A 23,627-nucleotide genomic window follows, 5' to 3' on the forward strand; every position below is an offset into this window, starting at 1 on the left:
TCTCGGCAATCCTTAGCGTGAGCCTGATAATGACGTAGAAAGCCGACAGATACTAGCCCCGCGCTAGCCGCGTAAGCGTAACAACAGAAACCCATGGAGAATAGCAACCACCAACGTAAGCACAGCGCGAAGCAGAAGGTACCAGCGAGGAAAACCGACCCGCCCTTCGCGGCTCATGTCGTAACCACCTATTAGTATAAAACCCGCTAATAAAATCCAGAGACCAGAGACTGTGTTCATCATGAGTGCTGGCCAAGCAAGTAAACTCGGCACCATAGCGAGCACTAATCGGCGGCGACTGCCCTCCTGAGCGTTTTGAACAGCCGCCCCCCAATGCACCCCACCTAAGAAAGATAGGATCACCGCGCTGTAATAAACAAAACTGTAAGTGGCCACTACTTGCCACACAGTAGGGCCCCACCATACGAGCAACAGCGCAACCGCAAAAGGAATTAACCCAGCAACGCCCAATCCCCAGGCTAAACGGCGATCACTGCACAGCAGCTTCATTACTCCCCCCTTGTTTGTGCTCGGCATTTAAAGGCTCAGCTTCCGCAATCAACCAGCGCTGCCACTCGTCAGGCATCACCAGTGGCTCAGGGAACTGCGTCGGCGCTACGCGCCAAGGTTGATGACGCTCTAAGCCACACGGCAGTGACGCTAAAGCGGGTAGCCAATAGGCAACATACAGCCCTTTTGGATCATAGTGCCCAGCCTGCTTGAGTACATTAAAATAGCGATCCTGACGGGGGTCACGTCCAACGCCTGCAATATAGCGCCAGTTGCCCCAATTACTGGCAACGTCGTAATCAATCAAGCAGTGTTCGAACCACCACGCGCCTAGCCGCCAATCTACCTCTAAATCTTTTACCAAAAAGCTCGCTACATTCTGACGCGAGCGATTAGATATCCACCCAGTACGATAAAGCTCAAGCATAGCAGCATCAATAAAAGGCACACCGGTGGAAGCGTTGCGCCATGCATTAAAGGCTTCGGTTGGCTCGGGTAACTCTTCACGACCGAACAGTAAACGGCCTTCAAGCTGGGCTGCACGATGGAAATAGTCGCGCCACAGCAGTTCAAAAATAATCCAGTAGCTTGACTCCGTGCTGCCGTTCACCTCTTCCCATGCCTTAACCTCTTGATGGACTTGCCGCGCTGATAAGCAGCCGCGCGCTAGCCAGGGAGAAAGTCGCGTCGAAAAACTAGCACCTAATAAACCATTGCGAGTTTTCTTATACGACTCACCCCCTTTTTGCTGCCACAAATAGTTCTTCAGCCTATCGACTGCAGCAGCCTCACCGCCTATAAACGTAAAGCCTTGCCGATCATCCGGCTGCCATGCATCACTGTCTTGGCATACTGACTTAAGCGGCGGAAAGCCACGTGGCGCGTCTGGCCAGGATGGCAAGGTCACTGGCGCATGCATAGGGGGAGCAATGACACATTGTTTTTCAACACTTCTACGAAATGCTGAAAAATTTGCGGGCAGCAGCTCTGCTGCGAAGGGTAACGTATCGGCGCTAATTAAGTAGCCACTATCAACACAGGCTAACTGAATTGAGGCTGGAAGCTGCTGTGACACTTTAGCGATATGTGCCACTTCTTCGCTACCAGAGTGTGCTGCCGTTCGGACTTGCCGGGCATTTAATGACGTTGCTAGCTGAACAACCACCTCAGCAGGGTCGCCAATACGCACTAATAAGTCACTGCCACGTTGCAACAGCTCGCCACGGAGTTCCATTAAGCTTTGCCAGAGAAACCTCAGCCGGGCAGGGCCTAACCTGGGCGTTGGCTCTCCTGCCACACAAGGCTGCAACCAGTTCTGATCTAGCACGTAAAGGCAAAGCAATTGTTCAGGAGGAGAATCAAATTGTAATAACGGATTATCGGCTACGCGCAAGTTGTCTTGCAGCCAGACAATGTCAATCGTAGTGGTCATGCACTTGCCTCCTAGGCGTGCTTTACTGCTTGGATTCGCGACGACAGCGTTCGCTGCAGTAGCGCACTTCATCCCAACAGCGCGCCCATTTCTTTCGCCAACTAAAGGGGCGTAAGCAGTGGGCGCACTCTTTTTGCGGTAGATTTTGCTTGTGATGCATGAGTCTTTCTCTGTATCTCGCAGCGCGCTAACCTTAAATGTAACCTCAAAAGATAGACACGCCGAACACATTGGTACAATTATTGTACATGAAAAATATATTTATACGGCGCTATTTGTGATTTTCAGGCGTAAAAAAAGCCACCCCGTAGGATGGCTTGTGCTGATAGCGAGCGGAGAGAGCTTAATCTCAAACCCACATTAACGGTGATGTTTGTGCGGCCGCCATTAACAATAGCGTTTAGCGTCTGCTTAACTGGGATCAGTTTCCCGTGGATGACGTTTAGCGTTTTCGTGGGTTTCAAGGCCACTTTTTAGCTCATGGGTTAGCGGATCATAGTTAGGGCGCAGCTCATCTTTAACGGTGCCACTCCATAGCCGTGAACCAACAAAGTAGGCTGCTCGGCCAATCACGTGAGCGGCTACCGGCGCCGTCATTAGAATAAACACAATAATGGCAAACGAACGGGCCACTATACCCACTTCTGCAAAGTGCATGGCTGCTGCGAGCATGATCAAAATTACCCCTAGTGCAGCCGCCTTGGTAGTGGCATGCATGCGGGTTAATAGATCCGGCAAACGTAATAGGCCAATGGCCGCTAGCAGCATAAATAGTGAGCCCGCTATCAGCAGCGTACCTTTGATAAACTCAATCATCCCGCGGCCCCCCACGTTCCAAAAAGCGTGCAAAACCAATGGCCGCCAAAAAGCCCATTAGTGCAATAACAATGGCAGCATCAAGAAAGCTCGCCACGCCAGACTGAATAGCGTAGACCCCCACCAGACCAACCACCGTGGTAGAGAAAAGCTCCAAAGCTACTACACGGTCTGGCAGGCTAGGGCCTCGCACAACTCGTACAAAAGTCAAGACAAGCGCCATACCCATAATAATTTGGCTGATTAATATAACGGTATCCATCAACGAAATAACTCCAGTGCGCGATGCTCCATGTTTTTAAGGCTGCGCCGTAGCTCATCTTCATCATCTAAGAACATCGCATGAATATAGAGCACTTTACGATCATCAGACACGTCTAAACTTAGTGTGCCTGGTGTTAACGAGATAAGACTCGCCACCATGGTAATTTCCATTTCAGTCCGGGCCGAAAGGGGGAAGGCAATGACGCCAGGCTGCATATGCCAAGGAGGCGTGAGCACGTCAAACGCTACGCGTAGGTTGGCTTGCATTAGCTCTTTGATAAAAAAGCAAATAAAGCCAATTATTCTTGGCACTCGCGCTGGGTAGCCTTTTAGTGAGTCTACCTGCGGCTCAATGAGCACCAGCGCTATATAGCCAAACACCACACCGACCAGCATATTCAGCCCTGAAAAGTCGCCGCTTAACAGCACCCAGGCCAAGCCTAGCATAAGGTTCCAAATTGCACCGGTCATGGGGTTCCCTCCATGCTTTCACCTACCTGCTCTGCCTGTATCTCGGTGGGCGTTAGCAGCGCCGACTCAGCACTGGCAGAAGGCCCCAATACTGCTTCAATATAACCAGCGGGCGTCATGAGCTGATCACCAATAAGGTTCATTACCTGCATAATGGGCTCCGCAAAGACACCTATTAACAGCGACATCGCGGCTAATACCACTACCGGCAGGTACATAATCCAAAGGCTAGGTTTCAATAAGCGGCCATCATCCCCCACGGGGGTTTGCGATGCAGGCACGTGATTCTCTTCTGGCAAGGCCTTCCAAAACACCTCGTTCCAAATTTTCACCATGGAGTAAAGCGTCATAACACCCACTGCAAGGGCAATACCCGTCGCTACATAAGCCCCGGCCTCGATGCCAGCCCGCACCAGCACGAATTTGGCAAAGAAACCCGATAGCGGGGGAATACCCGCCAGCGAAAAGGCAGAGATAAAGAAGGCAACGGCTAACCATGGGCGCTCACGATAAAGCCCGCCCATTTTTTTAAGCTGATAAGTACCTTGTAAACGATGGGTGATACCACTGATCAAGAAAAGATTCGTCTTAACAATAATGTTGTGCATGATGGCAAAAACACCACCGGCAATCGCCAAGGGAGTGTAAAGCGCCAGCCCCAATATCATGTAGCCAATCTGGCTAACGATGTGAAAAGAGAGGATACGCCTGAACTCATATTGGGCGGCCGCCCCTAACACGCCAGTCACCATGGTCAACACGGCCCCCCACAGCATAATATCCTGCAGGTACCCCATGGTCTGATCAAACATCAGTGTAAAGACACGGAAAAGTGAATAAACGCCCACTTTTGTTAACAAACCGGCAAACAGCGCCGAAACCGCCACCGGTGGGGTGTGATAAGACGCCGGTAACCAGAAAAACAGTGGAAAAGCTGCCGCTTTAATACCGAAGGCCACCATAAACATGACGGCCAACACTTCAACCATGCCGCTGTGCTCGGCTTCGTCCAAGCGCAGCGCAATATCGGCCATATTGAGCGTACCGACAGTGCCGTATAAAAGGCCAATGGCGGTTAAGAAGATAACCGATGCCAGCAGGTTCAAGGTCACGTACTTAATTGCACCTTCCATCTGCGCCCGCTCACCGCCCAAGATCAGCAGCGCAAACGAGGCAACCAGCATGACCTCGAACCATACGTAGAGGTTAAAGATATCGCCCGTTAGAAAGCCACCGGCTACCCCTGCTAACAGCAAATGCATAAGGGGATAGTAGCCAAACTTTTCATGCCCTCGGCCGGTCGAGGCCAGCGAGTAAACCCCCATCGCCAACCCGATGATACCTGTCATCAGTATCATGACCGCACTGAGCATATCCGCGATTAACGTGATACCAAAGGGCGCTGGCCAATTGCCCATTTGCATAGTGACGTAGCCATCTGACAGTACTGCAACAAACAGCCATAAACTAGCTAGCAGGAGCGCTACGTTGCCCGCAACAGCAAAAAAGCGCTGCATAGGGCGTGAACGCCAAAAAAGCAGTGAAATTGCTCCAGAAAGCAGCGGCAACAGGACGGGAAGTGCAACTTCAGGCCTCACGTGTCGGTATCCTTCATTTTGTCCAAATCATCTGCCTTAACAATCTCGTAGGCTCGGCGAATCAATACCACCGCGAACGCCAGCACGCCAAAAGCGATCACAATAGCGGTCAAAACCACCGCTTGGGGGAGCGGGTCAGCCACCTCTCCCAAAGGCTGCAGCATGCCTTCAGGTATCAAGGGGGGTGCGCCTCTTGTCATTCCGGCCGTTGTAAAAATAAGTAGATTGGCGCCGTTGGAAAGCAGTAATAGGCCAATCACTAATTTAACAATTGAGCGGCGAAGCATCATAAAAATGGCGGCGGCGTACAGTAGCCCAATCGCCAATGCCATTATTGGTTCCATTGAAGGCCTCCTGTTAACTTAGGGTTCATCCTTATCCACCTCCATCAAGGCCATGACCATTCCCATTACCGAGCCAAGTACCGCAAGGTAAACCCCAACATCAAAAATAAGCGGGGTAGAGGCTTTAAAATCGATAACAGGGATCGTCCACCACTGAGCTGTTAGGAAGGGCTGCCCCATAAACCAAGCTGGCACCACAGAGATCATGCCAAGCAGTAGCCCCACGCCAATCAAATCCCGGGGGTCCACCATACGCAGCACTGCTTTAGTGGCACTGACGCCAAATGCAAACAGGTAGAGCGTGAACGCCCCTGCTGCCACTAGCCCGGCAATAAACCCACCGCCGGGTTCATCATGGCCACGCAGCAATAAAAAGACCGAAAACATTAACTGCAACGGCATTAAAAAGCGCGCGGCCGTATTAAGAATAATGGTGCCTGACTTAACCATCGTACGGCTCCTTAGCGCTATTTTTGTCGCCCTCGTTGGCTTTATCACCAGTGGTGTCATGACGCAGCTTCAGCATGGCGATTACGCCAATCGCGGCCAATGCAAGAACGAACATTTCTCCTAAGGTGTCGAGTGCACGGTAATCCACCAGAATGACGTTTACGATATTGCGGCCATGTGCCAGCGGCGCGCTATTCTCCACCATATAGGTGGAGATTGTTTCAAACTGATCGATACTCCACGCAGTCATGATGAGCAGAAAAATCAACACCCCCATCATGGCTGCGACAAAGCCGTCTCGTATACGCTCAAGACTGGTTGAGAGGTTCGAAAACCGCGGCAACCGGAACAATACTAATACCAGTAAGATAACGGTAAGGGTCTCGACCAGTAGCTGGGTAATCCCCAGGTCAGGAGCGCTAAAGAGAATAAAGAGCAGCGCGATAGAGAAGCCCATAATGCCGACGGACACCACAGCACCTAGACGAGAGCGGGAAATCGTCGCAAAGAGCGCACCCATCACCATCGTGCCCACAACGATTATTTCGTGAAAGCGAACATCCAACGTAAACGCTAGCTGGGGGGAGTGACGCAGCAAGATTGAGTTGCCGATCAATCCAATAAGCACCAGCAGCATCACCAGAATGTAATTTCGCATGTAGCCGTTTTGCAGCAGATGCGTTTGCCACTCGGAGAAGCGCACAACACCGTTCATGAATCCTTCGTAGCCAGCCTCAGGACCATGGCGCATGACCGGCGCCAATATAGACAGTTTTGCGCGAACGCGATCCCACCGCTTAAACAGTAAAAAGCCCAGCCCGAGGCTAACGATCGACATAATCAACGCAGCATTAATGCCGTGCCAAAGCGAGAGAGATACCGCTAGCGGCTTCCCGGCCACCGCCGTTGCGGCCGCTGTCAAGAGTGCATCGCCACCCAGTACGGCGGGGAGCAGCCCCAGCGAAAGTGACCCCACTACCAATAAGCCTGGGCCAAGCAACATACTAAAAGGTGCTTCATGGGGTGTTTTAGGCGTTTCGTGGCGATGCCCATAAAACGGCCGTAGGGCAATAATCGCCGCCACCGCGATGGTTAGAATGGCAGACATAAACGCAAAGAGTATCAATAATGCTCTGAACCCATCAGCGCCAAACACTGCCTCAAGCATCAACTCCTTTCCGATAAATCCAAAGAGCGGCGGCACACCCGCTAGCGAAAGTGCCGCTATCATGGCAATGGCTGCCGTTATTGGCATTTGCTTGCGTAACCCGCCCATGGCCGTCACGTCTTTGGTGCCGGTTTCATGATCCAAAATACCGGCCACCATAAAGAGCGCGCCTTTATACATGGAGTGGCCCAGCAAGAACGTCACAAAGGCAGTCATTGCATAATCAGTGCCGATCCCCACTAGCATGGTCAAGGTGCCCAAGGCCATGATGGTGGAGTATGCGAGCAGCTTCTTAATATTGGTATGCTGGATCGCCAGGAAAGCGCCCGTAAGCATCGTAGTCGCACCCACTACAGAGAGAATACCTACCCACAGCGCTGTACCGCCTAACTCCGGCTGCAACCGCGCCAGTAGATAAATGCCCGCTTTCACCATGGTCGCCGAGTGTAAGTAAGCGGATACAGGGGTGGGCGCCGCCATGGCGTTGGGCAACCAGAAATGGAAAGGGAACTGGGCCGATTTGGTAAAAGCGCCAAGCAGTAAGCAAATTAACATAGGTGTATAAAGAGCATGCTCACGCAAGTCGCTCTCCATTTGGCCGATGTCTGAGAATGACCAGCCACCGCTTGCCACACCTAGCAGCACTAGACCTGCCATCAGCGCAAGGCCGCCCGCTACGGTGACAAACAGCCCCTGACGTGCCGACTTCCGCGCCTCAATATCGGTGTGATTAAAACCGATTAGCAGGTAAGAGGTAATACTGGTGAGCTCCCAAAATATAAACAGGGTAATCAGCCCGTCAGCAAGCACTAACCCAAGCATCGAGACCATGAAGGCCAGCAGTGCTAAATGAAAGCGCGCAATATCCTCGTGCCCTTTTAAGTAGCCACCTGCGTAAATTAAAACGCAGGTGCCTATCACGGTAATCAGCAGCCCAAAGAGCAGTGATAACCCATCAAGCATAAACGTCAAGCTAATGCCTAGCGAAGGTACCCACTGCCATTCCAGTAGCAACGGGCCGTCATTAAGTACTGAGGGGGCTTGGCTGAATAGCCAAGCAGCCATCAAGGCTGGATACAGCGCTAGCACCATGCTTGCACGCTGACCAAACCAGCGGTTAAGCAGTGGCGACGACGCGGCCAGCACAAATCCTAATAATACGGCGAGTTGCATCTAGCAAAATCTCCTGAGTAACAAACTGCTTTTCCCGTATGGAAAAACCCCATGCGGCATGACGCCTTTTCACTATTATCCAAGGCTGCAAGCGGGCATAGAATCACTTATGCCTATGATGTAACACTAAAGTACGATAGGCGTAAGTCGCCTACCATCCAAGCGGCTGCCTCTATAAACTTGGCTGCGTTAGCAGACAAGGCCGTGTTAGATAACAGGAATCTTCAGGTTATAAACCTTATATCAGGCACCTGCGGGTTACCAGTCATGCATCTTAACGCGCCTTTTCGCTAGCACTAACCCCTCAGTCCTTATCTGCAGCGTAGTCTATCTATTGATAGCATCCGCTGCCGCCCAGAATGTGGAACGCTAGCAATGCCGCTGCTATGGATACCACTGTTAACCCTGGTTGGCACGTTAGTGCCGTTACTAACCGTCTCTCGCGGACGATTGTTCTGCACCGCCGCGACAGCAATCGTTCCCATTACCGCCCTAGCCTTACTGCTTAGCCACCTGCCAATACTACTAGACGATGGTACGGTATCACAGCAGCTAAGCTGGATACCGTTGTTAGGACTAGACCTTGCCCTACGAGTTGATGGCCTAACCCTACTGTTTGGTCTGCTCATCTTGGGCATCGGCAGTTTAATCATCATTTACGCGGGCTATTACCTCTCTAGCAGCGAAAATGACGGGCGGTTCTTCTCTTACATGATGCTGTTCATGACCGCTATGCTCGGCATTGTCATGGCCGACAATTTGCTGCTTTTATGGCTGTTCTGGGAACTTACTAGCGTTGCCTCTTTTTTACTGATTGGTTTTTGGGGACACCGTAGTGATGCGCGGCGCGGAGCACGCATGGCCCTTACCGTCACTGGTGCTGGCGGTTTGGCATTGCTAGCCGGTATTTTGCTTATAGGCCATGAAGTAGGTAGTTTTGCGCTGCCCGACGTACTGGCCGCTGGCGATCAGTTGCGCCAAGCATCCACCTACCCTGTCATTATGGCCTTGGTATTACTGGGCGCCTTTACTAAATCGGCCCAGTTCCCCTTCCATTTTTGGTTACCCCACGCCATGGCCGCGCCCACCCCGGTGTCCGCCTACCTGCACTCATCCACCATGGTAAAAGCAGGGATTTTTCTTCTCGCTCGGCTACATCCAGCATTAGGCGACACATCATTATGGTCGATCAGTCTAACACTAGCAGGCTTGGCTACGCTCGTGTACGGCGCTTGGTTCGCCTTATTAGAGCGTGATTTAAAAGGCACTTTAGCCTTTTCAACGGTAAGCCACCTTGGATTAGTGGTGCTACTGCTTGGCTTGGATACACCGCTGGCGATTGTCGCAGCCCTTTTTCATATTCTTAACCATGCGCTGTTTAAAGCAACGCTGTTTATGAGCGCTGGCATTATCGACCACGAAACCGGCACACGGGATATCAGGCGCCTAGGTGGGTTATGGTCCCTTATGCCTATCACCGGAACATTAACGCTCATGGCCGGCGCGGCAATGGCGGGTTTCCCTCCGTTTAATGGCTTTCTAACGAAAGAGATGCTGCTGACCAAGGCCTTAGCCACCGATCTATTTGGTGGCCTAGGCAGCGTGATTCCATTACTGGTGCTGGTAGGCGCCACCCTGTCAGTGGCTTACTCACTGCGCTTGGTATATTGCGTATTTTTTGCTCCTAGCGATAATCCGCCGGAGGAATCACACACTCCCCACGACCCGCCTAAAGGCATGTACCTACCGGGTTTAATGCTTGCCTGCTTGTGCCTGCTCGTAGGCCTGTTCCCCATGACGCTAGCCGCTCCCCTCATTCGCACGGCAAGCATCGCAGTACAAGGGGATAACACACCGCTTTTCGTTTTTGCACTGTGGCACGGGATTAACCTACCGCTCTTAATGAGCTTGTTCGCAATCCTCGGCGGTATCATTTTATTGTGGCGGCATAAAAACATTAGCAGCTTAGCCTCTTTGCTACCTACACCTAGCGCCCCGGCTCTGTTTGAAAAAGCTGTCACCCGCCTTATTAAAGCCTCGCTTTGGATAACGCTACGTTTAGAAAACGGCTCCCTACAGCGTTATCAAGCGCTGCTTCTATTATCGGCTCTTGGCATGACTGCTCTCGGCCTTAGTCAATTGGATACATTGTCTGGAAACATAGACATGCAGCCAATTGACGGGCTTACCCTACTAGGTGCCAGCGTGATGATGATTGGCGCCATTGGCAGCGCGCTTGCACACCGCTGGCGACTAGTATCACTGTTAATGCTTTCCATGGTGGGGCTTACTGTCTCGCTTACGTTTATCCGCTTTTCAGCACCCGACCTCGCAATGACGCAGCTATCCGTTGAAGTGGCGTCAATGATACTGCTAATACTGGCCCTGTTTTTCCTCCCTCAGCGGCCCCCTCGCTGGGTCTCCTCGCAGCGAATCGTACGGGATGTTTTACTGGCAGGTTCATTAGGGTTAGTTATTGCTGGATTGAACTACGCCCTTCTAACCCGGGAAGTGCTGAGCATTTCTGATTACTTCCTCACCAACAGTGTGCCTGGCGGCGGCGGCACCAACGTCGTCAACGTAATTTTGGTTGATTTCCGCGGGTTCGATACGTTAGGGGAAATTACCGTACTCACTCTTGCCGGGCTAGCGACCTATAAACTGCTTAACCGGCTGCGGCTGTTTAAGCCCTCCGGTAACCTTGAAGGGATTCGCTGGTCGCGCCACCGCTACCCGATGATTCTTGAAGTAGTCGCTCAAATCATTTTGCCGCTGGCACTGCTTGTCTCGGTCTATATTTTCTTACGTGGGCACAACCAACCTGGCGGCGGCTTTATTGCGGGGTTGATTACCGCTATTGCACTACTATTGCAGTACATTGCACGGGGCTACGAATGGACCAGCCGCCGCTTGCCGCTATCGTATCCAGTTATTTCAGTCATTGGTCTTGTCATAGCCGTACTCACCGGCTTGGGAAGCTGGCTGTTCGGGTATCCCTTCTTAACCTCCTCGTTCGGCTACTTTAATATTCCGCTTGTTGGCAAAACAGAGCTAGCAACGGCGCTACTGTTCGACTTGGGGGTCTATCTTGCGGTAGTGGGCGCCACACTGATGATTTTGGTGAACCTGGGCAGCGTTACCACAGCGCATCGCCCTACGCTCAAAACTACGGAACAAACGGCATCAAAAGAGGGCAATAAGTAATGGAGCTGCTTTTTTCGTTGGTAACCGGAGTATTAAGCGCTAGCGGTATTTATTTACTGCTTCGAGGCCGCACCTTCTCAATTATCGTAGGACTTGCGTTGCTCTCCTATGCGGTCAACCTGTTTTTATTTTCAACCGGTGGCCTGCATACCCATTCAGCGGCGGTGATAGGTGCCTCAGCCGCACCTGCCGACCCTCTCCCTCAGGCACTGGTGTTAACGGCCATCGTAATTGGTTTTGCCATGTCTGCGTTCATGGTCATTCTTGCGATACGAGCGCGCGCCGAGCTAGGTAATGACCACGTGGATGGTAAGCAAGGTGAAGAAGGAAGCACCCGCTAATGAGCCAGCACCTGCTAGTTTTTCCTATTCTTTTACCCATGCTGACTGCGCTTGGTTTACTGCTCATGGGGCAAGCCCCCAGCGCGCTACAGCGGCGTATTAGCATTATCTCAACCGCACTATTAGTGGTGCTATCGGGCTTACTACTGGTACATGCCAATAGCGATATTATCAATATTTATAACCTGGGGAACTGGCAGGCACCGTTTGGCATTGTGCTGGTATTAGATCGTCTCTCAGCACTGATGGTGGCACTCACCGCCGTACTGGCTTTAGGGTGCATCCTGTTTGCCAGCGCAGGAGATGATAGCCGCGGGAGTAACTTTCACGGCATTTTTCAGCTTCAATTGCTGGGTTTAAACGGCGCCTTTTTAACTGGAGACTTATTCAACCTCTTTGTATTTTTTGAAATCTTACTGCTGGCTTCCTACGCGTTGCTTATGCATGGCGGTGGTAAAGCGCGCATTGGCGCAGGACTTCACTATGTTGTGCTTAATCTAGTGGGTTCAGCGCTGTTCATAATTGCCCTTGGGATACTGTATGGCGCCACTGGCACGCTCAACATGGCAGATATGGGGCGTCGCATTGCCCAGATGGATGAAGCTAATGCCGCGCTGGTGACCGCGGGGGCTTTGCTGCTTACCGTCGTATTTAGTTTGAAGGCCGCTATTTTACCCCTCTATTTTTGGTTACCGAGCACCTATGCCTCTGCGCCCGCACCGGTAGCAGCGCTGTTTGCGATTATGACAAAGGTCGGTTTATACGCCCTGCTTCGGGTTCAAACGCTCGTATTTTCGGAAAGCCCAGCCATTGTTTATATCGATAATTGGCTTTGGTGGGGCGGCTTGGCAACCCTTTTGTTGGCGGGCATTGGCGTTTTAGCCGCTCGTGATCTTCGCACCCTAGTGGCATATTTAGTGCTTGTTTCTGTCGGCACGCTAATGAGCGGGGCTGGTATGGGTCACATCTCAGGCACGGGGGCTTTGCTCTATTACCTCGTGCACACCACGCTCATCGCTGGAGCGCTGTTCCTGCTAGCTGAGCTGATCGGTCTACAGCGGGGCAAGGCGGGCACGCGCTTAGTACGTGCCCGCAAGCTTCATCAACCAGCCCTGCTTGGCGGTATGTTTTTGATAGGAGCCGTCGCCATGGCGGGCTTGCCCCCCTTAGCTGGGGCATTGGGCAAATTGCTCTTGATGCAGGCTGCGGATAGCGCACAGAGGCCATGGCTGTGGCCACTATTACTTTTGGCTGGTTTAGCGGCCATGATTGCCCTCTCTCGGGCTGGCTCGGTGTTTTTCTGGGCGAGCTACAAAGGTGCTCCCAGCGGGCCACGTATCACTCCCTTGCAGCTATCTGGCGTAACGTGGTTATTGATTAGCGCGCCGCTGTTAGTGTTACTGGCGGGGCCTGTAAGCGAATACACCCAAGCCACTGCTGAGCAACTTGCTTCGCCACAGCGGACTATTCAGACCATACTGCCCGAAGTAAATCCTTCAGATTTTGCTTTGCGCGATGAGGAGGAGCAGTAATGTTTGCCCGCTATTTTCCCGCACCTGCCCTGTCACTAATACTATTAATCACCTGGCTTCTAATGGTGAGAAGCTTGGCTTTCGGCCAACTGCTACTAGGGGTGCTGCTAGCAATTGGCATACCGCTGCTAACCCGCGCTTTTTGGCTGCCTTTCCCCCGGGTTAAACACCCTATAAAGCTCGTACGCTTTGTCTTACGGGTACTTGCCGATATCGTAGTCGCCAACTTGCACGTTAGCTTATTAATTTTGAGCCCTAAGCGGACACCGCACCCTGGCTTTATTGAGTACCCACTACAAGTACAGGATCGGCTAGCCATTACTCTCTTGGCCAATACCATCACCATGACGCCTGGCACTGTTTCCACCAATATTCGGCTAGATCATACGTCGCTGCTTATTCATGTATTGGATATGGAGGATGAGCAGGCTCTTATTCAAGACATTCATGAGCGTTACGAGCGTCCCATAAAGGAGATTTTCGAATGCTAGCCATCGCCCTTTGGATCAGTTTGACGCTAATAGTGTTAGCACTCGCAATGAATGTTTACCGCTTACTTATAGGCCCAGACATACCCGATCGATTGCTAGCGCTAGATACCATGTATGTCAACGCAATTGCGCTTATCGTAATTGCTGGGCTTTGGTTCAACACAAAAACGTACTTTGAAGCTGCCATGTTAATCGCCTTACTCGGCTTTATCAGCACCATGGCAATTTGTCGATACTTGCTACGCGGCGATATTATCGAGTAACGGAGGCTGACATGACATTTGCTATTATGATTGAGGCTTTGGTATCGCTTCTGCTTATTTGCGGCGGGATGTTTGCCTTTACTGGCTCGCTTGGCATGCTGCAGTTCAAAGACTTTTTCATGCGCTTACACGGACCCACCAAAGGCACTACGCTAGGCATCGGCTGTGTGCTGATTGCTTCAATGGTTTACTTTACAACCACCCAGCGTGAACCCCACATGCAAGAGCTATTAATTACCCTGTTTCTGTTTTTAACTGCCCCCGTGACAGGGCACATGCTGGCAAAAACAGGACTACACATGCATTTACGCTTTACCACCAGCACTCGTGGCTCACTGCCTGAACTGCTGGATGAAGATGTGGGGCAAAACCGAGTAGCAAAACCCGGCCGCCCCAAACGCCCTGGCAGTATCAAAAACCGCCGCCGCCAGCTGCTAAAAACCCGTGGCAGATAAGCGCATTACGCTATACAGGTAGATAATTAACACAGCCAACCCGATAGTTCATTATTCACGACGGCTAACAACGCATCGATATGATCATCCCGGTCATTTAAGCAAGGGATATAGCTGAAGGTTTCGCCCCCGGCTTCCATAAAGCTGTCGTGGATTTCCTCTTTAATCTCCTCAAGTGTTTCCACACAGTCCGATGAGAAGGCGGGTGACATAATCGCGATGTGCTTATGCCCCTGCTTAGCCAACGCCGCCACGTGATCAACGGTTTGTGGCCCTACCCATTTTTCGGGGCCAAACTGTGACTGAAAAGCGGTATCTACTTCTTCTTTGGTGAAGCCAAGCTTCTCACGCATTAGCCGCGTCGTTTTCTGGCACTGGCAGTGGTAGGGGTCACCTTCTAACAGGTAGCGCTCCGGCACCCCGTGGTAACTCGCCACCAGTTTCGTGGGGCGGCTTTCAAAACTGTCGTAAGCCTCTTGCACCGAGTTAGCTAACGCCTGAATGTACGCTGGGTGTTCAAAGTAGGCAGGTACGGTCCTAATATAAGGCTGCCATTTCATCTTCATCAGTGTACGAAACGCCTGGTCATTAGCGGTGGCCGTGGTGGGCGAACCATACTGGGGATAAAGCGGGAAAAAGACGATGCGCTCGCATCCCTTCTCCTTCATCCGGTTTAGCACACTTTCAGTGGAGGGATTACCGTAACGCATACAAAAATCAACCTCTACATTATCGCCGTAGAGGGCTTTGAGTCGCTCGGCCATCTTTTCCGTTTGCGCACGGGTAGTCGTTAGCAGAGGGCTTTCGTTTTTATCGGTATTCCAAATACTTTTGTACGCATGACCCGACGAAAAGGGACGTTTCGTCAAAATAATGAGCTGAAGCAGTGGCTGCCATTTCCAACCGGCATAATCCACCACCCGCTTGTCGGATAGGAACTCATTCAGGTAGCGACGCATTGACCAGTAGTCGGTAGCATCCGGCGTGCCAAGATTGGCCAGCACTACCCCTACCTTCGCACGGGGCACAGCCGGATGGTCACTTGGCGCGTGGGCCAAGCGGCCTGCTCCTGGCTGATCCTTCACAACGCTATCGGTCATACGTCTACTCCTAAAAGACTACTTTTAATGGCTAAAATAGTAACACTTTCCAGCAAAGTTACGGCATAAAGTTATACTATCAACATTATTTGTATAACTATAGGCAAATTCATGTCCAAGCCTTTACTGCTCGTACTCGGTGATCAGCTGTCCCTTTCACTCACAGCGATAAAAGATGCCCCCCCTAATGCGGTGGTAGCCATGTGCGAAGTCGCGGATGAAGCTCGCTATGTCCCCCATCATATACATAAAATCGGCCTCTTTATGGCCGCCATGCGACACTTTGCCCAAACCCTGAGAGATAAAGGCTTCCAGGTTCACTACAGCCGAATTGACGATGCAGACAACACTCAGTCACTTCTTAATGAAGCCGAACGGATTGCCAAACAGTACGGCTGCGATCAGATACGTGTTACCCGCCCTGGAGAGTGGCGACTGTGGAACGATATAACGGCGCGCAAAGACGCCGCCTTGCCATGGACATTATTAGAAGATGAGCGTTTTTTCACCACCCCAGACGACTTCGCTAGTTGGGCCAGAGGGCGTAAACAGCTGCGCCTAGAATACTTCTATCGCGAACAGCGTAAGCGCACGGGGCTGTTGATGGAAGGCGATGCACCAGCCGGTGGTAAGTGGAATTTTGATCACGATAACCGTGAACCTATTAGTGCAGCGCTTAGCTTTCCAGCGCTGCCCCAGCACAGCCAAGATGAGTTAACCCGGGAAGCGCTCAGAGATGCGCAGCACCATTTTAGCGAGCATATGGGGTCACTGGATAACTTCAACTTGCCCGTGACACGCCGCCAAGCGCTGGTAGATTTAAAACACTTTATTGACCATGGGCTAGCGGACTTTGGCCGCTATCAGGATGCCATTAGTGATACCGAGCCGTTTTTATATCATTCTCGACTATCTGCGGCCCTCAATATTGGCCTGCTAACCCCCCATGAAGTGTGCGAAGCGGCGGAACAACAGTATCACATAGGCAAGGCCCCCATTAATGCCGTAGAGGGTTTTATCCGCCAAATACTCGGCTGGCGGGAGTATGTACGCGGGCTTTATTGGACGCAAATGCCCAGCTATAAGCAAAAAAACGGACTCAGCGCCAAGCGCGATCTACCAAATTTTTATTGGGACGGAAACACCGACATGCGCTGCCTACAGCGCGCCATACAAATGACCATCGACAATAGCTATGCCCACCATATCCAGCGATTAATGGTGACGGGTAACTTTGCCCTGCTATGTGGTGTAAAGCCTGAAGCGCTTTGCGACTGGTACTTAGCCGTGTATGCCGATGCCTGCGAGTGGGTGGAGCTACCCAATACGCTGGGTATGGTTCTCCATGCCGACGATGGCTTGATGGGCTCCAAGCCTTACTGTGCATCGGGTAAGTATATCGACAAAATGTCTGACCACTGCCAACACTGTCGCTACACCCCTAAACAAGTAACAGGGCCTAACGCCTGCCCCCTTAACAGTCTTTATTGGCATTTTTTAGAAACTAACGCCGAGCAACTAAATCGCAACCCCAGGATGAAGCTGATTTACGGCTCCCTTTCCCGCATGAAGGAAGAGAAGCGCGAGGCTATCCGTCAACAGGCAGAGCAGTTTCTCTCAACATTAGAAACGCGCCCAGGTTATGGGCTACCTAGCCACACTCAAGGTTATCAAAAGGAGTCGTATCAATGAGCCGTTTTTCTACGCTTCAAGCAGCTGCGCCCGTCACACTTTTTCACGATGGTCACTGCCCTTTTTGTCGGGTCGAAGTTGAATGGCTTTCGAAGCACCGACATCAAGAGCGGGTCAAACTGATAGATATTCAAAGCAACGACTTCAACGCCGCTAAACTTGGGCGTTCGTTTGATGACATGATGGGGCAGCTTCACTTACTTGATAATAAAGGGATATGGTATGTAGGCATGGATGCCAGCCGGGCCCTTTATGCAGTACTGGGTTACCGGCGGCTAGTAAGGCTATCTTGCTTACCGGGCCTGCGCAGCGCAATGGATGCAGGCTACCGATTTTTTGCCCGCCGCAGAATCTGGCTAGGGCAGTGGTGGGAAAAACGACAAGCTAAATAATGAACCGATTACACATATGCAGGCGTTTTTTTGACCAAACTCGCCAAACCCACTGCTTAAAACACGAGCGGCATGCGAGATGTTAACGGCTCGCTATAGTGGGCATCGCGTCCGATCACTTCATCTTGCGGCACATGCTGAACTAGATACGCGCGATGAATGCCTGCTCGCTTAAGTTCCAGATAGACGTCATCTAGCGAGCGAAACAGCATCGGTTTATGACGTTGCGTCAGCATATGTCGCTCACCTTCAACATCTTCAAGCTCAACCTGATAGAAGCGGCTGCCTGAGTGGGTAATAACGCGAATTTCGAAGTTGTCGTGGTTTGCGACAAACTGTTTAAGCTCTTTTAGCTCCATGGTTCCCTCCTGTTATTAGACATTGTCATGGGCAAAGCATCCCGTAAACCCATGACAATAATGTTACCTTGGCACTAACTTCATGAGACGGCAACTTAACAAAAGAGTTCCTGACCAAAACGTCAACTTATGCGTTCAATTATTGATATTCAGACGGGTCGATAGCCTTGCCTAGTGAATTGCGATCAATCCAGTTTCCGCCTTTGGTTTCCTTATAACGAAAGACAACCTTGTCACCAACCGCCACAGGCAACTCACCATCTTCGGTTTGGTAACTGTACTTCTCCCCTTCCACCACCAGGAAGTAGCGGTAAAGGTCAGGCATTCCCAACCACTCTTTAAATGGCCCTTCGCGCTCTAGCGACTGCAACTCCCCGCGGCCCTCCAGCTTAGGAAGACGCTTTCGGTTACCACGTCTAAAACCACCTGCCATTTTCTACTCCTGTCTATCTGCTTCGAAAGAGGGGCGAGCATTATACGACCTGCCCTGTTCCACACAAGTTAATTACCCGCATCTGCGTTAACCGCCTGCGCATACGTTAATCGCCAAACGCTTCGCCATAGCGATCGGGCGCTAGATCTTCAAACCGGGTGTATTTACCTATAAACGCCATGTGCACCGTGCCGATAGGCCCGTTACGCTGCTTGCCAATAATCAGTTCCGCAATCCCTTGGTTGTCAGGGTTGTCCGGATTATAGACTTCATCACGATAAACAAAGGCGATAACGTCCGCATCCTGTTCAATCGCGCCCGAGTTATGGCTAACGATACCGTCGGCTAGCCAACAAGCATCACCCGGCACCGTCAAATCAAAGACCTCCTCCTCTCCGCAGGGACGTATCTCGACAATTTGATCCCAAAAGAGGTCACTGGAAGCAACCTGCGATAAAGCATCATCACCGAGCAAGTCAGCATAGCTGCTTAACGTCGCCCTAGAAGGTGAAAAACTAAAGTGCGAAGAGCCTCCGTAAGCAGTACCCCGCATCGATGCCATTTGACGCTGGCTGATCCCCTTCTCCACCATAGCCTGCTTAACGTAATCAAATACTTCTTGTGGCAGGGTATCGATATTGGTGTTTAGATTGGCAGCCCCAGATTTAAGCGACTCTAATGCCGCTTTCTGGTGGCCAAACGCGCCAATGTACTTAGCAAAGCGCTTTTGCTGCTCTCCCCCAGACACATCGGCGGTATACCAGCCATCACCTTTCCCAGATACCACGTGACGAATTCTGGCTACAATGCCGAAGCGCAGCAGCAGTGCGCTAACATCATCAATTAAGCGGCGACTAACCGTAGAGAAATATAACCGAGTACGGCCATTTTTATCCGACGTAATGCTACCGTCGGTCGCCCAAAGGTGGCGCACAAATAAAGCAAGCTGCTGATTGGAAAGCTTAAAAATATCGCTAGGAATATATTTTTCGGCTGAACGCTGCCCAAAAATGCCCAGCATCTTCAACCAACGCCCTACCCCTTTTGCATGCCAACGGTTGCCATTACCGGCAATGACTAGCTGATGCCAGTTACCACGCCCAGCATGGCGGGTAACGGTTGAACCAAACTGCTCAGCAGAGCACTTAACGACCTCGCTATTCGCTTCACTGGCGGTGGTGTAACGCAGCGGCTGTCCTTTGACATAGCTGCCGTCACCCAGCAAATGGGCTAATAGAATAAGCGCATGCTCATCCCACTCCACCGGACTCTCAGGCTCGGGCAATTGCCTGGCGACTGCAACACGGTCACCCACCGCTAGATCGGCTACGGTTTTCCAATCCCACAGTGCTTTTAAGCGATGCTTGGCAGTGGCGCGAATACGCCGACCACTGGCGAGGGAAACTTCAAACACAGGCTTGGTGCCCACTGACCACACTAAATCCGTAGCGGAGCGATGGAGTCTTCCGTTTTCCCCTAACGAGACAACATTAGGCGTTTGCTCCACCAGCTCACGAATCGGCAATCGTTCTCCGCTTGCCAGCATAACTAATGTGTCTCCCGTGACACACTCCCTTAGATCCGACATCACTGGACGTTTGTTGGGACGCTGCTCCAGCGAGCGGTTAAGCTGCGAAAGCGCCACCACGGGGCACTGAAACTCTTTTGCCAACCCTTTTAAAGAGCGAGAAATCTCAGAAATTTCGCCCGTACGGTTTTCGGAAAAGCCAGGGATCTGCATAAGCTGCAGGTAGTCGATCATAACTAACGCCATATTGCCGTGCTCACGCACGACCCGACGCAGCCGCGAGCGCATCTCGTTAGGTGAGAGTGCTGCCGTATCGTCAATAAACAGTTGCTTGTCTTTCAGCAGGTTGACCGCTGAGGTAAGGCGCGGCCAGTCTTCGTCTTCTAACTGGCCTGAACGCACCCGAGTTTGGTCAATCCGGCCAAGGGATGAAAGCATACGTAGCATTAGCGATTCGGCAGGCATCTCCATAGAGAACACCATGACCGGTTTATCGCTGGCAATAACCGCGTGCTCTACCAAATTCATAGCGAAAGTGGTTTTACCCATGGAGGGGCGCCCGGCGATAATTACCAAATCAGAGGGCTGCAGCCCAGATGTCATCTCATCCAAATCGCGGAACCCGCTGGAAAGCCCGGTCATTTCACCTTTGAGATTGAACAGCTCATCAATGCGGTCAACTGCTTTGGTGAGTAGCTCACTCATGCCGATCGGGCCACCGGTTTTCGGACGCTCTTCAGCGATCTGAAATACCAGCCGTTCGGCCTCATTGAGCAGTTCGTCAGCTGGCCGCCCTTGTGGGGAGAAAGCTCCGTCGGCTATTTGATTTGCCGCCCGGATAAGCTTACGTAGCGTCGCACGTTCACGCACAATATCCGCATAGGCGCGGATATTACTAGCTGAGGGGGTATTACGGGCAAGCTCGGCTAGAAATGCCAGCCCACCCACCGTATCGAGCTGATCTCTGGCTTCAAGCGCTTCAGAGAGCGTTATCACGTCCAGCGGCTGCCCAGACTCCGCTAAATGAATCATCACGTTGAAGACGAGGCGATGTTCGTAGCGATAAAAGTCGTCGGTTACCAAGCGCTCTGAAACGTTATCCCAGGCTTGATTATCCAACATTAGCCCGCCTAACACCGACTGCTCCGCCTCTAGCGAATGCGGCGGCAACTTCAGCGCTGCCGTTTCCTGATCAGCAGAAGGCTTGTCCTGCATAGCGAGCTCCTTGACAGTAATACGTAGCCAACAACGATACTTATCTTAATGAGAAACCACTGCCCCAACCACGGAAGTTAGCAGATCCAATGGCGTTCTAAAAACAACGGCCTACCTATACAGCCGAGGGTTTTGAACGACACTTGGCTGGCATTTCATATAGCCAAAACAATGCCGATTACAATCGGGCGTCTACAAATAACAAAGGGCGCGGGAATCCCCGCGCCCTTTGAGGCGTCAGCGTTGGCGAGAGCGTTTACTCTGCGACAACGACCACGCGTACAACAGCGTCAACATCTACATGCAGGTGAAGAGCGATGTCATATTCGCCAGTTTGACGAATCGGGCCTTGCGGCATACGCACTTCGCTCTTGGCAACGTCGATGCCAGCGGAGGAAATAGCGTCAGCCAGATCGCGAGGACCAATAGAGCCGAACAGTTTGCCTTCATCACCGGCTTTAGAAACCAACGACAGTTCGATGTCGTTAAGTTGCTCTGCACGGGCTTCGGCTTCTGCTTTACGCTCAGCGGCTTGGGCTTCAAGCTCAGCACGCTGCGCTTTAAACGCCTCTACGTTCTCTTTGGTGGCCGGTACGGCTAAGCCGTAAGGTACCAAGTAGTTACGACCATAACCAGGCTTCACAGTGACCTTGTCACCCAGGCCGCCCAACTTACCAATATTATCGAGCAGAATGACTTCCATCTCGTAAACCTCTTGTCAATTGCTGCGGGCAAGGCGTGCGCGAACGTTCGCGAATGTGTCAATCAGCCCCAACAGCAGCACAATGAGAATCGTGGGCCAGGTCGTGATCAGTAGCACATAAAATGCTACCAGCCACAGCCCGTTCATCCCCTTTAATCCAATAAACCCGTGCACTAACGCAACGCCAGCAACCAATAGCGGAATCCAGCCCAACATTGCCAAAGCATGCGCCCCTAGCATCATCCCAGCCGCCCCGAGCACTACTAGAATAGCCAGCTCTTTGGGGGCTAGACGTAGCGAGTGAAACTCTTCACGAAAGCCGCCTGGGTTATAAAGCCCAGCCTGCCAACTTCGTGCTAAAGCTAAACACGCAATGCCTGCTAAAAGTACAACCAAGCCCGTCACACCTCCCACCACTATCGCGGCAAGTGTCTGGGTGTCATACCCCTGGTTAGCAAACTCTGTGAGCATACGATCGACTTCGTCGGAACCCTCTCGCAACTGCTCCAGCATTAGCTGGGTTCCACCTGGTGGGCTAAAGATGCCAAGCTGAACCATTACCGCAGCGGCTATTGCCCCTACGATTAAGGCTTCGCTCCAACGCATCCTTTCTCTCAAGATGACGGCCATTAGCGTTACCAGCAATACGCTGGCAAGCGGAATCACGTCACCCTGTGCCCACCAAAAACCTGCCGGCAGCGCGGCTGAGATAATGACCGGTAGCGCAGGGGCAAAGCCTTTGCGCAAGGTCATTAACGCTGCAATGGCTGCTCCTAACCAAAACAGCCAAGGCACTAGCGTTGCTAGCGCTGCCCCGCCTGCGGCATAGGGCGTGCCCCGCATCAGCCATCGTGCTAGTGCCAGCATCACGTTAAACGCTTACTGGTGGCTATCGGAGTAGGGCAGCAGTGCCAGATAACGCGAACGCTTGATAGCAGTCGCAAGCTGACGCTGATAGCGTGCTTTGGTACCGGTGATACGGCTCGGAACGATCTTACCGGTTTCGGTGATGTAAGCCTTCAGCGTGTCGAGATCTTTGTAATCGATCTGCTTGACGCCTTCAGCGGTGAAGCGGCAAAACTTACGGCGACGGAAAAAACGTGCCATGGACTAGCTCCTTAAAACGTGCAGTGGATAGAATCAGGCAGTTTCTTCAGCTTCTTCGCGCGGCTTTTCTTCGCGACGCGGACGCTTTTCTTCTGCCGGTTTCATCATCGGAGAAGCTTCAGTGATCGCTTCTTTGCAGCGAACTACTAGGCTGCGGATGATGGCATCGTTGAAACGGAAGATGTTCTCGATCTCGTCGAGTGTCTCGCCGGTACATTCAACGTTCATCAGCACGTAGTGGGCTTTGTGGATCTTGTTGATCGGGTAAGCCAAGTGACGGCGACCCCAATCTTCTAAGCGATGCACAGTACCCGCATTCTCGGTAACAATGCTGGTGTAGCGCTCGACCATAGCCGGCACTTGCTCGCTCTGATCCGGGTGGACCATAAACACGATTTCGTAATGACGCATGGAATCTCCTTGCGGTTTGACAGCTTCCGGTGTGTTTGCGCAAAAACGCTAGACGACAGGGAAGCAAGGAGTTAACTGAAATGCCCGGGCTTACCGCAAACAGCAATGGGAGCCAAGACATCAAGCAGAACTGTGTTTTGTACTGGCTATCAGCCAATAACGTGCGCCCGCTTAT

The 23,627-nt window shown here is 51.8% G+C and carries 26 protein-coding genes; 8 read left to right on the forward strand and 18 right to left on the reverse strand.

Annotated features, from left to right (window positions below):
* Window positions 1-63 precede the first annotated feature (63 nt).
* The 10 genes from MOY_RS04780 to MOY_RS04820 all read right to left on the reverse strand — a co-directional run bounded on the left by MOY_RS04780 (window position 64) and on the right by MOY_RS04820 (window position 8,226).
* Window positions 64-510, reverse strand: coding sequence for a DUF3429 domain-containing protein (locus MOY_RS04780; protein ID WP_009097082.1), 447 nt, complete (start codon window positions 508-510; stop codon window positions 64-66).
* Window positions 491-1,942 carry a DASH family cryptochrome gene (locus MOY_RS04785; RefSeq protein ID WP_009097085.1) on the reverse strand — a complete coding sequence of 484 codons (1,452 nt, stop codon included), beginning with the start codon at window positions 1,940-1,942 and terminating at the stop codon, window positions 491-493. Before MOY_RS04785 ends, MOY_RS04780 begins: the two co-directional genes overlap by 20 nt.
* A gap of 22 nt (window positions 1,943-1,964) precedes the next feature.
* Window positions 1,965-2,102, reverse strand: a complete 138-nt coding sequence (locus tag MOY_RS16855; RefSeq protein WP_009097087.1) for a DUF2256 domain-containing protein — start codon at window positions 2,100-2,102, stop codon at window positions 1,965-1,967.
* Between the two features lie 251 nt (window positions 2,103-2,353).
* Window positions 2,354-2,758 carry a monovalent cation/H(+) antiporter subunit G gene (gene mnhG, locus MOY_RS04790; protein ID WP_009097090.1) on the reverse strand — a complete coding sequence of 135 codons (405 nt, stop codon included), beginning with the start codon at window positions 2,756-2,758 and terminating at the stop codon, window positions 2,354-2,356.
* Window positions 2,751-3,020: a monovalent cation/H+ antiporter complex subunit F gene (locus MOY_RS04795; protein WP_009097091.1), complete on the reverse strand. Its 270-nt coding sequence runs from the start codon at window positions 3,018-3,020 to the stop codon at window positions 2,751-2,753. Before MOY_RS04795 ends, mnhG begins: the two co-directional genes overlap by 8 nt.
* Window positions 3,020-3,493 (reverse strand): Na+/H+ antiporter subunit E, encoded by a 474-nt coding sequence (locus MOY_RS04800; protein WP_009097093.1) that lies wholly within the window; start codon window positions 3,491-3,493, stop codon window positions 3,020-3,022. The genes MOY_RS04795 and MOY_RS04800 overlap by 1 nt, the downstream gene beginning before the upstream one ends.
* Window positions 3,490-5,091 carry a Na+/H+ antiporter subunit D gene (locus MOY_RS04805; RefSeq protein ID WP_009097095.1) on the reverse strand — a complete coding sequence of 534 codons (1,602 nt, stop codon included), beginning with the start codon at window positions 5,089-5,091 and terminating at the stop codon, window positions 3,490-3,492. Before MOY_RS04805 ends, MOY_RS04800 begins: the two co-directional genes overlap by 4 nt.
* A complete protein-coding gene (locus tag MOY_RS04810) occupies window positions 5,088-5,435 on the reverse strand; it encodes a Na+/H+ antiporter subunit C (RefSeq protein ID WP_009097098.1) in 348 nt (115 codons plus the stop codon). Before MOY_RS04810 ends, MOY_RS04805 begins: the two co-directional genes overlap by 4 nt.
* 18 nt (window positions 5,436-5,453) lie before the next feature.
* Entirely contained in the window at window positions 5,454-5,885 is a 432-nt protein-coding gene (locus MOY_RS04815) for a Na+/H+ antiporter subunit B (RefSeq protein ID WP_009097100.1), read from the reverse strand.
* The gene (locus tag MOY_RS04820) at window positions 5,878-8,226 is read right to left on the reverse strand and encodes a putative monovalent cation/H+ antiporter subunit A (protein ID WP_009097102.1); all 2,349 of its coding nucleotides are present in this window, start codon (window positions 8,224-8,226) and stop codon (window positions 5,878-5,880) included. Before MOY_RS04820 ends, MOY_RS04815 begins: the two co-directional genes overlap by 8 nt.
* 375 nt (window positions 8,227-8,601) lie before the next feature.
* Here MOY_RS04820 and MOY_RS04830 point away from each other — a divergent pair, with 375 nt between their 5' ends.
* The 6 genes from MOY_RS04830 to MOY_RS04855 are packed head-to-tail and all read left to right on the forward strand — an operon-like array spanning window position 8,602 to window position 14,512.
* The gene (locus MOY_RS04830; protein ID WP_009097106.1) at window positions 8,602-11,430 is read left to right on the forward strand and encodes a monovalent cation/H+ antiporter subunit A; all 2,829 of its coding nucleotides are present in this window, start codon (window positions 8,602-8,604) and stop codon (window positions 11,428-11,430) included.
* On the forward strand, window positions 11,430-11,771 hold the full coding sequence (locus MOY_RS04835; protein WP_009097107.1) for a Na+/H+ antiporter subunit C: 342 nt from the start codon (window positions 11,430-11,432) through the stop codon (window positions 11,769-11,771). Before MOY_RS04830 ends, MOY_RS04835 begins: the two co-directional genes overlap by 1 nt.
* Window positions 11,771-13,303, forward strand: coding sequence for a monovalent cation/H+ antiporter subunit D (locus tag MOY_RS04840; protein ID WP_009097109.1), 1,533 nt, complete (start codon window positions 11,771-11,773; stop codon window positions 13,301-13,303). The genes MOY_RS04835 and MOY_RS04840 overlap by 1 nt, the downstream gene beginning before the upstream one ends.
* Window positions 13,303-13,794 carry a Na+/H+ antiporter subunit E gene (locus MOY_RS04845; protein WP_009097111.1) on the forward strand — a complete coding sequence of 164 codons (492 nt, stop codon included), beginning with the start codon at window positions 13,303-13,305 and terminating at the stop codon, window positions 13,792-13,794. The genes MOY_RS04840 and MOY_RS04845 overlap by 1 nt, the downstream gene beginning before the upstream one ends.
* The gene (locus MOY_RS04850) at window positions 13,788-14,057 is read left to right on the forward strand and encodes a K+/H+ antiporter subunit F (RefSeq protein ID WP_009097114.1); all 270 of its coding nucleotides are present in this window, start codon (window positions 13,788-13,790) and stop codon (window positions 14,055-14,057) included. Before MOY_RS04845 ends, MOY_RS04850 begins: the two co-directional genes overlap by 7 nt.
* An 11-nt stretch (window positions 14,058-14,068) precedes the next feature.
* Window positions 14,069-14,512: a Na+/H+ antiporter subunit G gene (locus MOY_RS04855; RefSeq protein ID WP_009097115.1), complete on the forward strand. Its 444-nt coding sequence runs from the start codon at window positions 14,069-14,071 to the stop codon at window positions 14,510-14,512.
* A 26-nt stretch (window positions 14,513-14,538) separates the two neighbouring features.
* Here the strand turns inward: MOY_RS04855 and hemH are convergent, their stop codons facing one another.
* Complete coding sequence (gene hemH / locus MOY_RS04860) at window positions 14,539-15,612, reverse strand: ferrochelatase (RefSeq protein WP_009097117.1); 1,074 nt, start codon at window positions 15,610-15,612, stop codon at window positions 14,539-14,541.
* Window positions 15,613-15,723: 111 nt separating this feature from the next.
* Here hemH and MOY_RS04865 point away from each other — a divergent pair, with 111 nt between their 5' ends.
* Complete coding sequence (locus tag MOY_RS04865) at window positions 15,724-17,304, forward strand: cryptochrome/photolyase family protein (protein WP_009097119.1); 1,581 nt, start codon at window positions 15,724-15,726, stop codon at window positions 17,302-17,304.
* Window positions 17,301-17,696: a thiol-disulfide oxidoreductase DCC family protein gene (locus MOY_RS04870; protein WP_009097121.1), complete on the forward strand. Its 396-nt coding sequence runs from the start codon at window positions 17,301-17,303 to the stop codon at window positions 17,694-17,696. The genes MOY_RS04865 and MOY_RS04870 overlap by 4 nt, the downstream gene beginning before the upstream one ends.
* A gap of 56 nt (window positions 17,697-17,752) precedes the next feature.
* On the opposite strand, the gene MOY_RS04875 is transcribed toward MOY_RS04870, so the two are convergent.
* From MOY_RS04875 to rpsF, 7 genes are all read right to left on the reverse strand, one after another.
* On the reverse strand, window positions 17,753-18,055 hold the full coding sequence (locus MOY_RS04875) for a DUF6482 family protein (RefSeq protein ID WP_009097124.1): 303 nt from the start codon (window positions 18,053-18,055) through the stop codon (window positions 17,753-17,755).
* A 139-nt stretch (window positions 18,056-18,194) separates the two neighbouring features.
* Window positions 18,195-18,488, reverse strand: a complete 294-nt coding sequence (locus tag MOY_RS04880) for a hypothetical protein (RefSeq protein WP_009097126.1) — start codon at window positions 18,486-18,488, stop codon at window positions 18,195-18,197.
* A gap of 106 nt (window positions 18,489-18,594) precedes the next feature.
* Complete coding sequence (locus MOY_RS04885; protein ID WP_261341327.1) at window positions 18,595-21,252, reverse strand: replicative DNA helicase; 2,658 nt, start codon at window positions 21,250-21,252, stop codon at window positions 18,595-18,597.
* A gap of 235 nt (window positions 21,253-21,487) precedes the next feature.
* A complete protein-coding gene (rplI, locus tag MOY_RS04890) occupies window positions 21,488-21,934 on the reverse strand; it encodes a 50S ribosomal protein L9 (protein ID WP_009097131.1) in 447 nt (148 codons plus the stop codon).
* Window positions 21,935-21,949: 15 nt separating this feature from the next.
* Window positions 21,950-22,801 (reverse strand): hypothetical protein, encoded by an 852-nt coding sequence (locus MOY_RS04895; RefSeq protein WP_009097133.1) that lies wholly within the window; start codon window positions 22,799-22,801, stop codon window positions 21,950-21,952.
* Window positions 22,802-22,813: 12 nt separating this feature from the next.
* The gene (gene rpsR / locus MOY_RS04900) at window positions 22,814-23,041 is read right to left on the reverse strand and encodes a 30S ribosomal protein S18 (protein WP_009097135.1); all 228 of its coding nucleotides are present in this window, start codon (window positions 23,039-23,041) and stop codon (window positions 22,814-22,816) included.
* A 33-nt stretch (window positions 23,042-23,074) separates the two neighbouring features.
* Window positions 23,075-23,452: a 30S ribosomal protein S6 gene (rpsF, locus tag MOY_RS04905; RefSeq protein WP_009097138.1), complete on the reverse strand. Its 378-nt coding sequence runs from the start codon at window positions 23,450-23,452 to the stop codon at window positions 23,075-23,077.
* Window positions 23,453-23,627 lie beyond the last annotated feature (175 nt).

The organism is Halomonas sp. GFAJ-1 (assembly GCF_000236625.2).
In the GTDB taxonomy this organism is placed as follows: Bacteria; Pseudomonadota; Gammaproteobacteria; order Pseudomonadales; family Halomonadaceae; genus Vreelandella.

What these genes read in the sequence shown, in the direction of transcription:
- MOY_RS04780 (WP_009097082.1), bottom strand. Translation starts at nt 510, where the DNA reads ATGAAGCTGCTGTGCAGTGATCGCCGTTTAGCCTGGGGATTGGGCGTT.
- MOY_RS04785 (WP_009097085.1), bottom strand. Translation starts at nt 1,942, where the DNA reads ATGACCACTACGATTGACATTGTCTGGCTGCAAGACAACTTGCGCGTA.
- MOY_RS16855 (WP_009097087.1), bottom strand. Translation starts at nt 2,102, where the DNA reads ATGCATCACAAGCAAAATCTACCGCAAAAAGAGTGCGCCCACTGCTTA.
- mnhG (WP_009097090.1), bottom strand. Translation starts at nt 2,758, where the DNA reads ATGATTGAGTTTATCAAAGGTACGCTGCTGATAGCGGGCTCACTATTT.
- MOY_RS04795 (WP_009097091.1), bottom strand. Translation starts at nt 3,020, where the DNA reads ATGGATACCGTTATATTAATCAGCCAAATTATTATGGGTATGGCGCTT.
- MOY_RS04800 (WP_009097093.1), bottom strand. Translation starts at nt 3,493, where the DNA reads ATGACCGGTGCAATTTGGAACCTTATGCTAGGCTTGGCCTGGGTGCTG.
- MOY_RS04810 (WP_009097098.1), bottom strand. Translation starts at nt 5,435, where the DNA reads ATGGAACCAATAATGGCATTGGCGATTGGGCTACTGTACGCCGCCGCC.
- MOY_RS04815 (WP_009097100.1), bottom strand. Translation starts at nt 5,885, where the DNA reads ATGGTTAAGTCAGGCACCATTATTCTTAATACGGCCGCGCGCTTTTTA.
- MOY_RS04820 (WP_009097102.1), bottom strand. Translation starts at nt 8,226, where the DNA reads ATGCAACTCGCCGTATTATTAGGATTTGTGCTGGCCGCGTCGTCGCCA.
- MOY_RS04830 (WP_009097106.1), top strand. Translation starts at nt 8,602, where the DNA reads ATGCCGCTGCTATGGATACCACTGTTAACCCTGGTTGGCACGTTAGTG.
- MOY_RS04835 (WP_009097107.1), top strand. Translation starts at nt 11,430, where the DNA reads ATGGAGCTGCTTTTTTCGTTGGTAACCGGAGTATTAAGCGCTAGCGGT.
- MOY_RS04840 (WP_009097109.1), top strand. Translation starts at nt 11,771, where the DNA reads ATGAGCCAGCACCTGCTAGTTTTTCCTATTCTTTTACCCATGCTGACT.
- MOY_RS04845 (WP_009097111.1), top strand. Translation starts at nt 13,303, where the DNA reads ATGTTTGCCCGCTATTTTCCCGCACCTGCCCTGTCACTAATACTATTA.
- MOY_RS04850 (WP_009097114.1), top strand. Translation starts at nt 13,788, where the DNA reads ATGCTAGCCATCGCCCTTTGGATCAGTTTGACGCTAATAGTGTTAGCA.
- MOY_RS04855 (WP_009097115.1), top strand. Translation starts at nt 14,069, where the DNA reads ATGACATTTGCTATTATGATTGAGGCTTTGGTATCGCTTCTGCTTATT.
- hemH (WP_009097117.1), bottom strand. Translation starts at nt 15,612, where the DNA reads ATGACCGATAGCGTTGTGAAGGATCAGCCAGGAGCAGGCCGCTTGGCC.
- MOY_RS04865 (WP_009097119.1), top strand. Translation starts at nt 15,724, where the DNA reads ATGTCCAAGCCTTTACTGCTCGTACTCGGTGATCAGCTGTCCCTTTCA.
- MOY_RS04870 (WP_009097121.1), top strand. Translation starts at nt 17,301, where the DNA reads ATGAGCCGTTTTTCTACGCTTCAAGCAGCTGCGCCCGTCACACTTTTT.
- MOY_RS04875 (WP_009097124.1), bottom strand. Translation starts at nt 18,055, where the DNA reads ATGGAGCTAAAAGAGCTTAAACAGTTTGTCGCAAACCACGACAACTTC.
- MOY_RS04880 (WP_009097126.1), bottom strand. Translation starts at nt 18,488, where the DNA reads ATGGCAGGTGGTTTTAGACGTGGTAACCGAAAGCGTCTTCCTAAGCTG.
- rplI (WP_009097131.1), bottom strand. Translation starts at nt 21,934, where the DNA reads ATGGAAGTCATTCTGCTCGATAATATTGGTAAGTTGGGCGGCCTGGGT.
- MOY_RS04895 (WP_009097133.1), bottom strand. Translation starts at nt 22,801, where the DNA reads ATGCTGGCACTAGCACGATGGCTGATGCGGGGCACGCCCTATGCCGCA.
- rpsR (WP_009097135.1), bottom strand. Translation starts at nt 23,041, where the DNA reads ATGGCACGTTTTTTCCGTCGCCGTAAGTTTTGCCGCTTCACCGCTGAA.
- rpsF (WP_009097138.1), bottom strand. Translation starts at nt 23,452, where the DNA reads ATGCGTCATTACGAAATCGTGTTTATGGTCCACCCGGATCAGAGCGAG.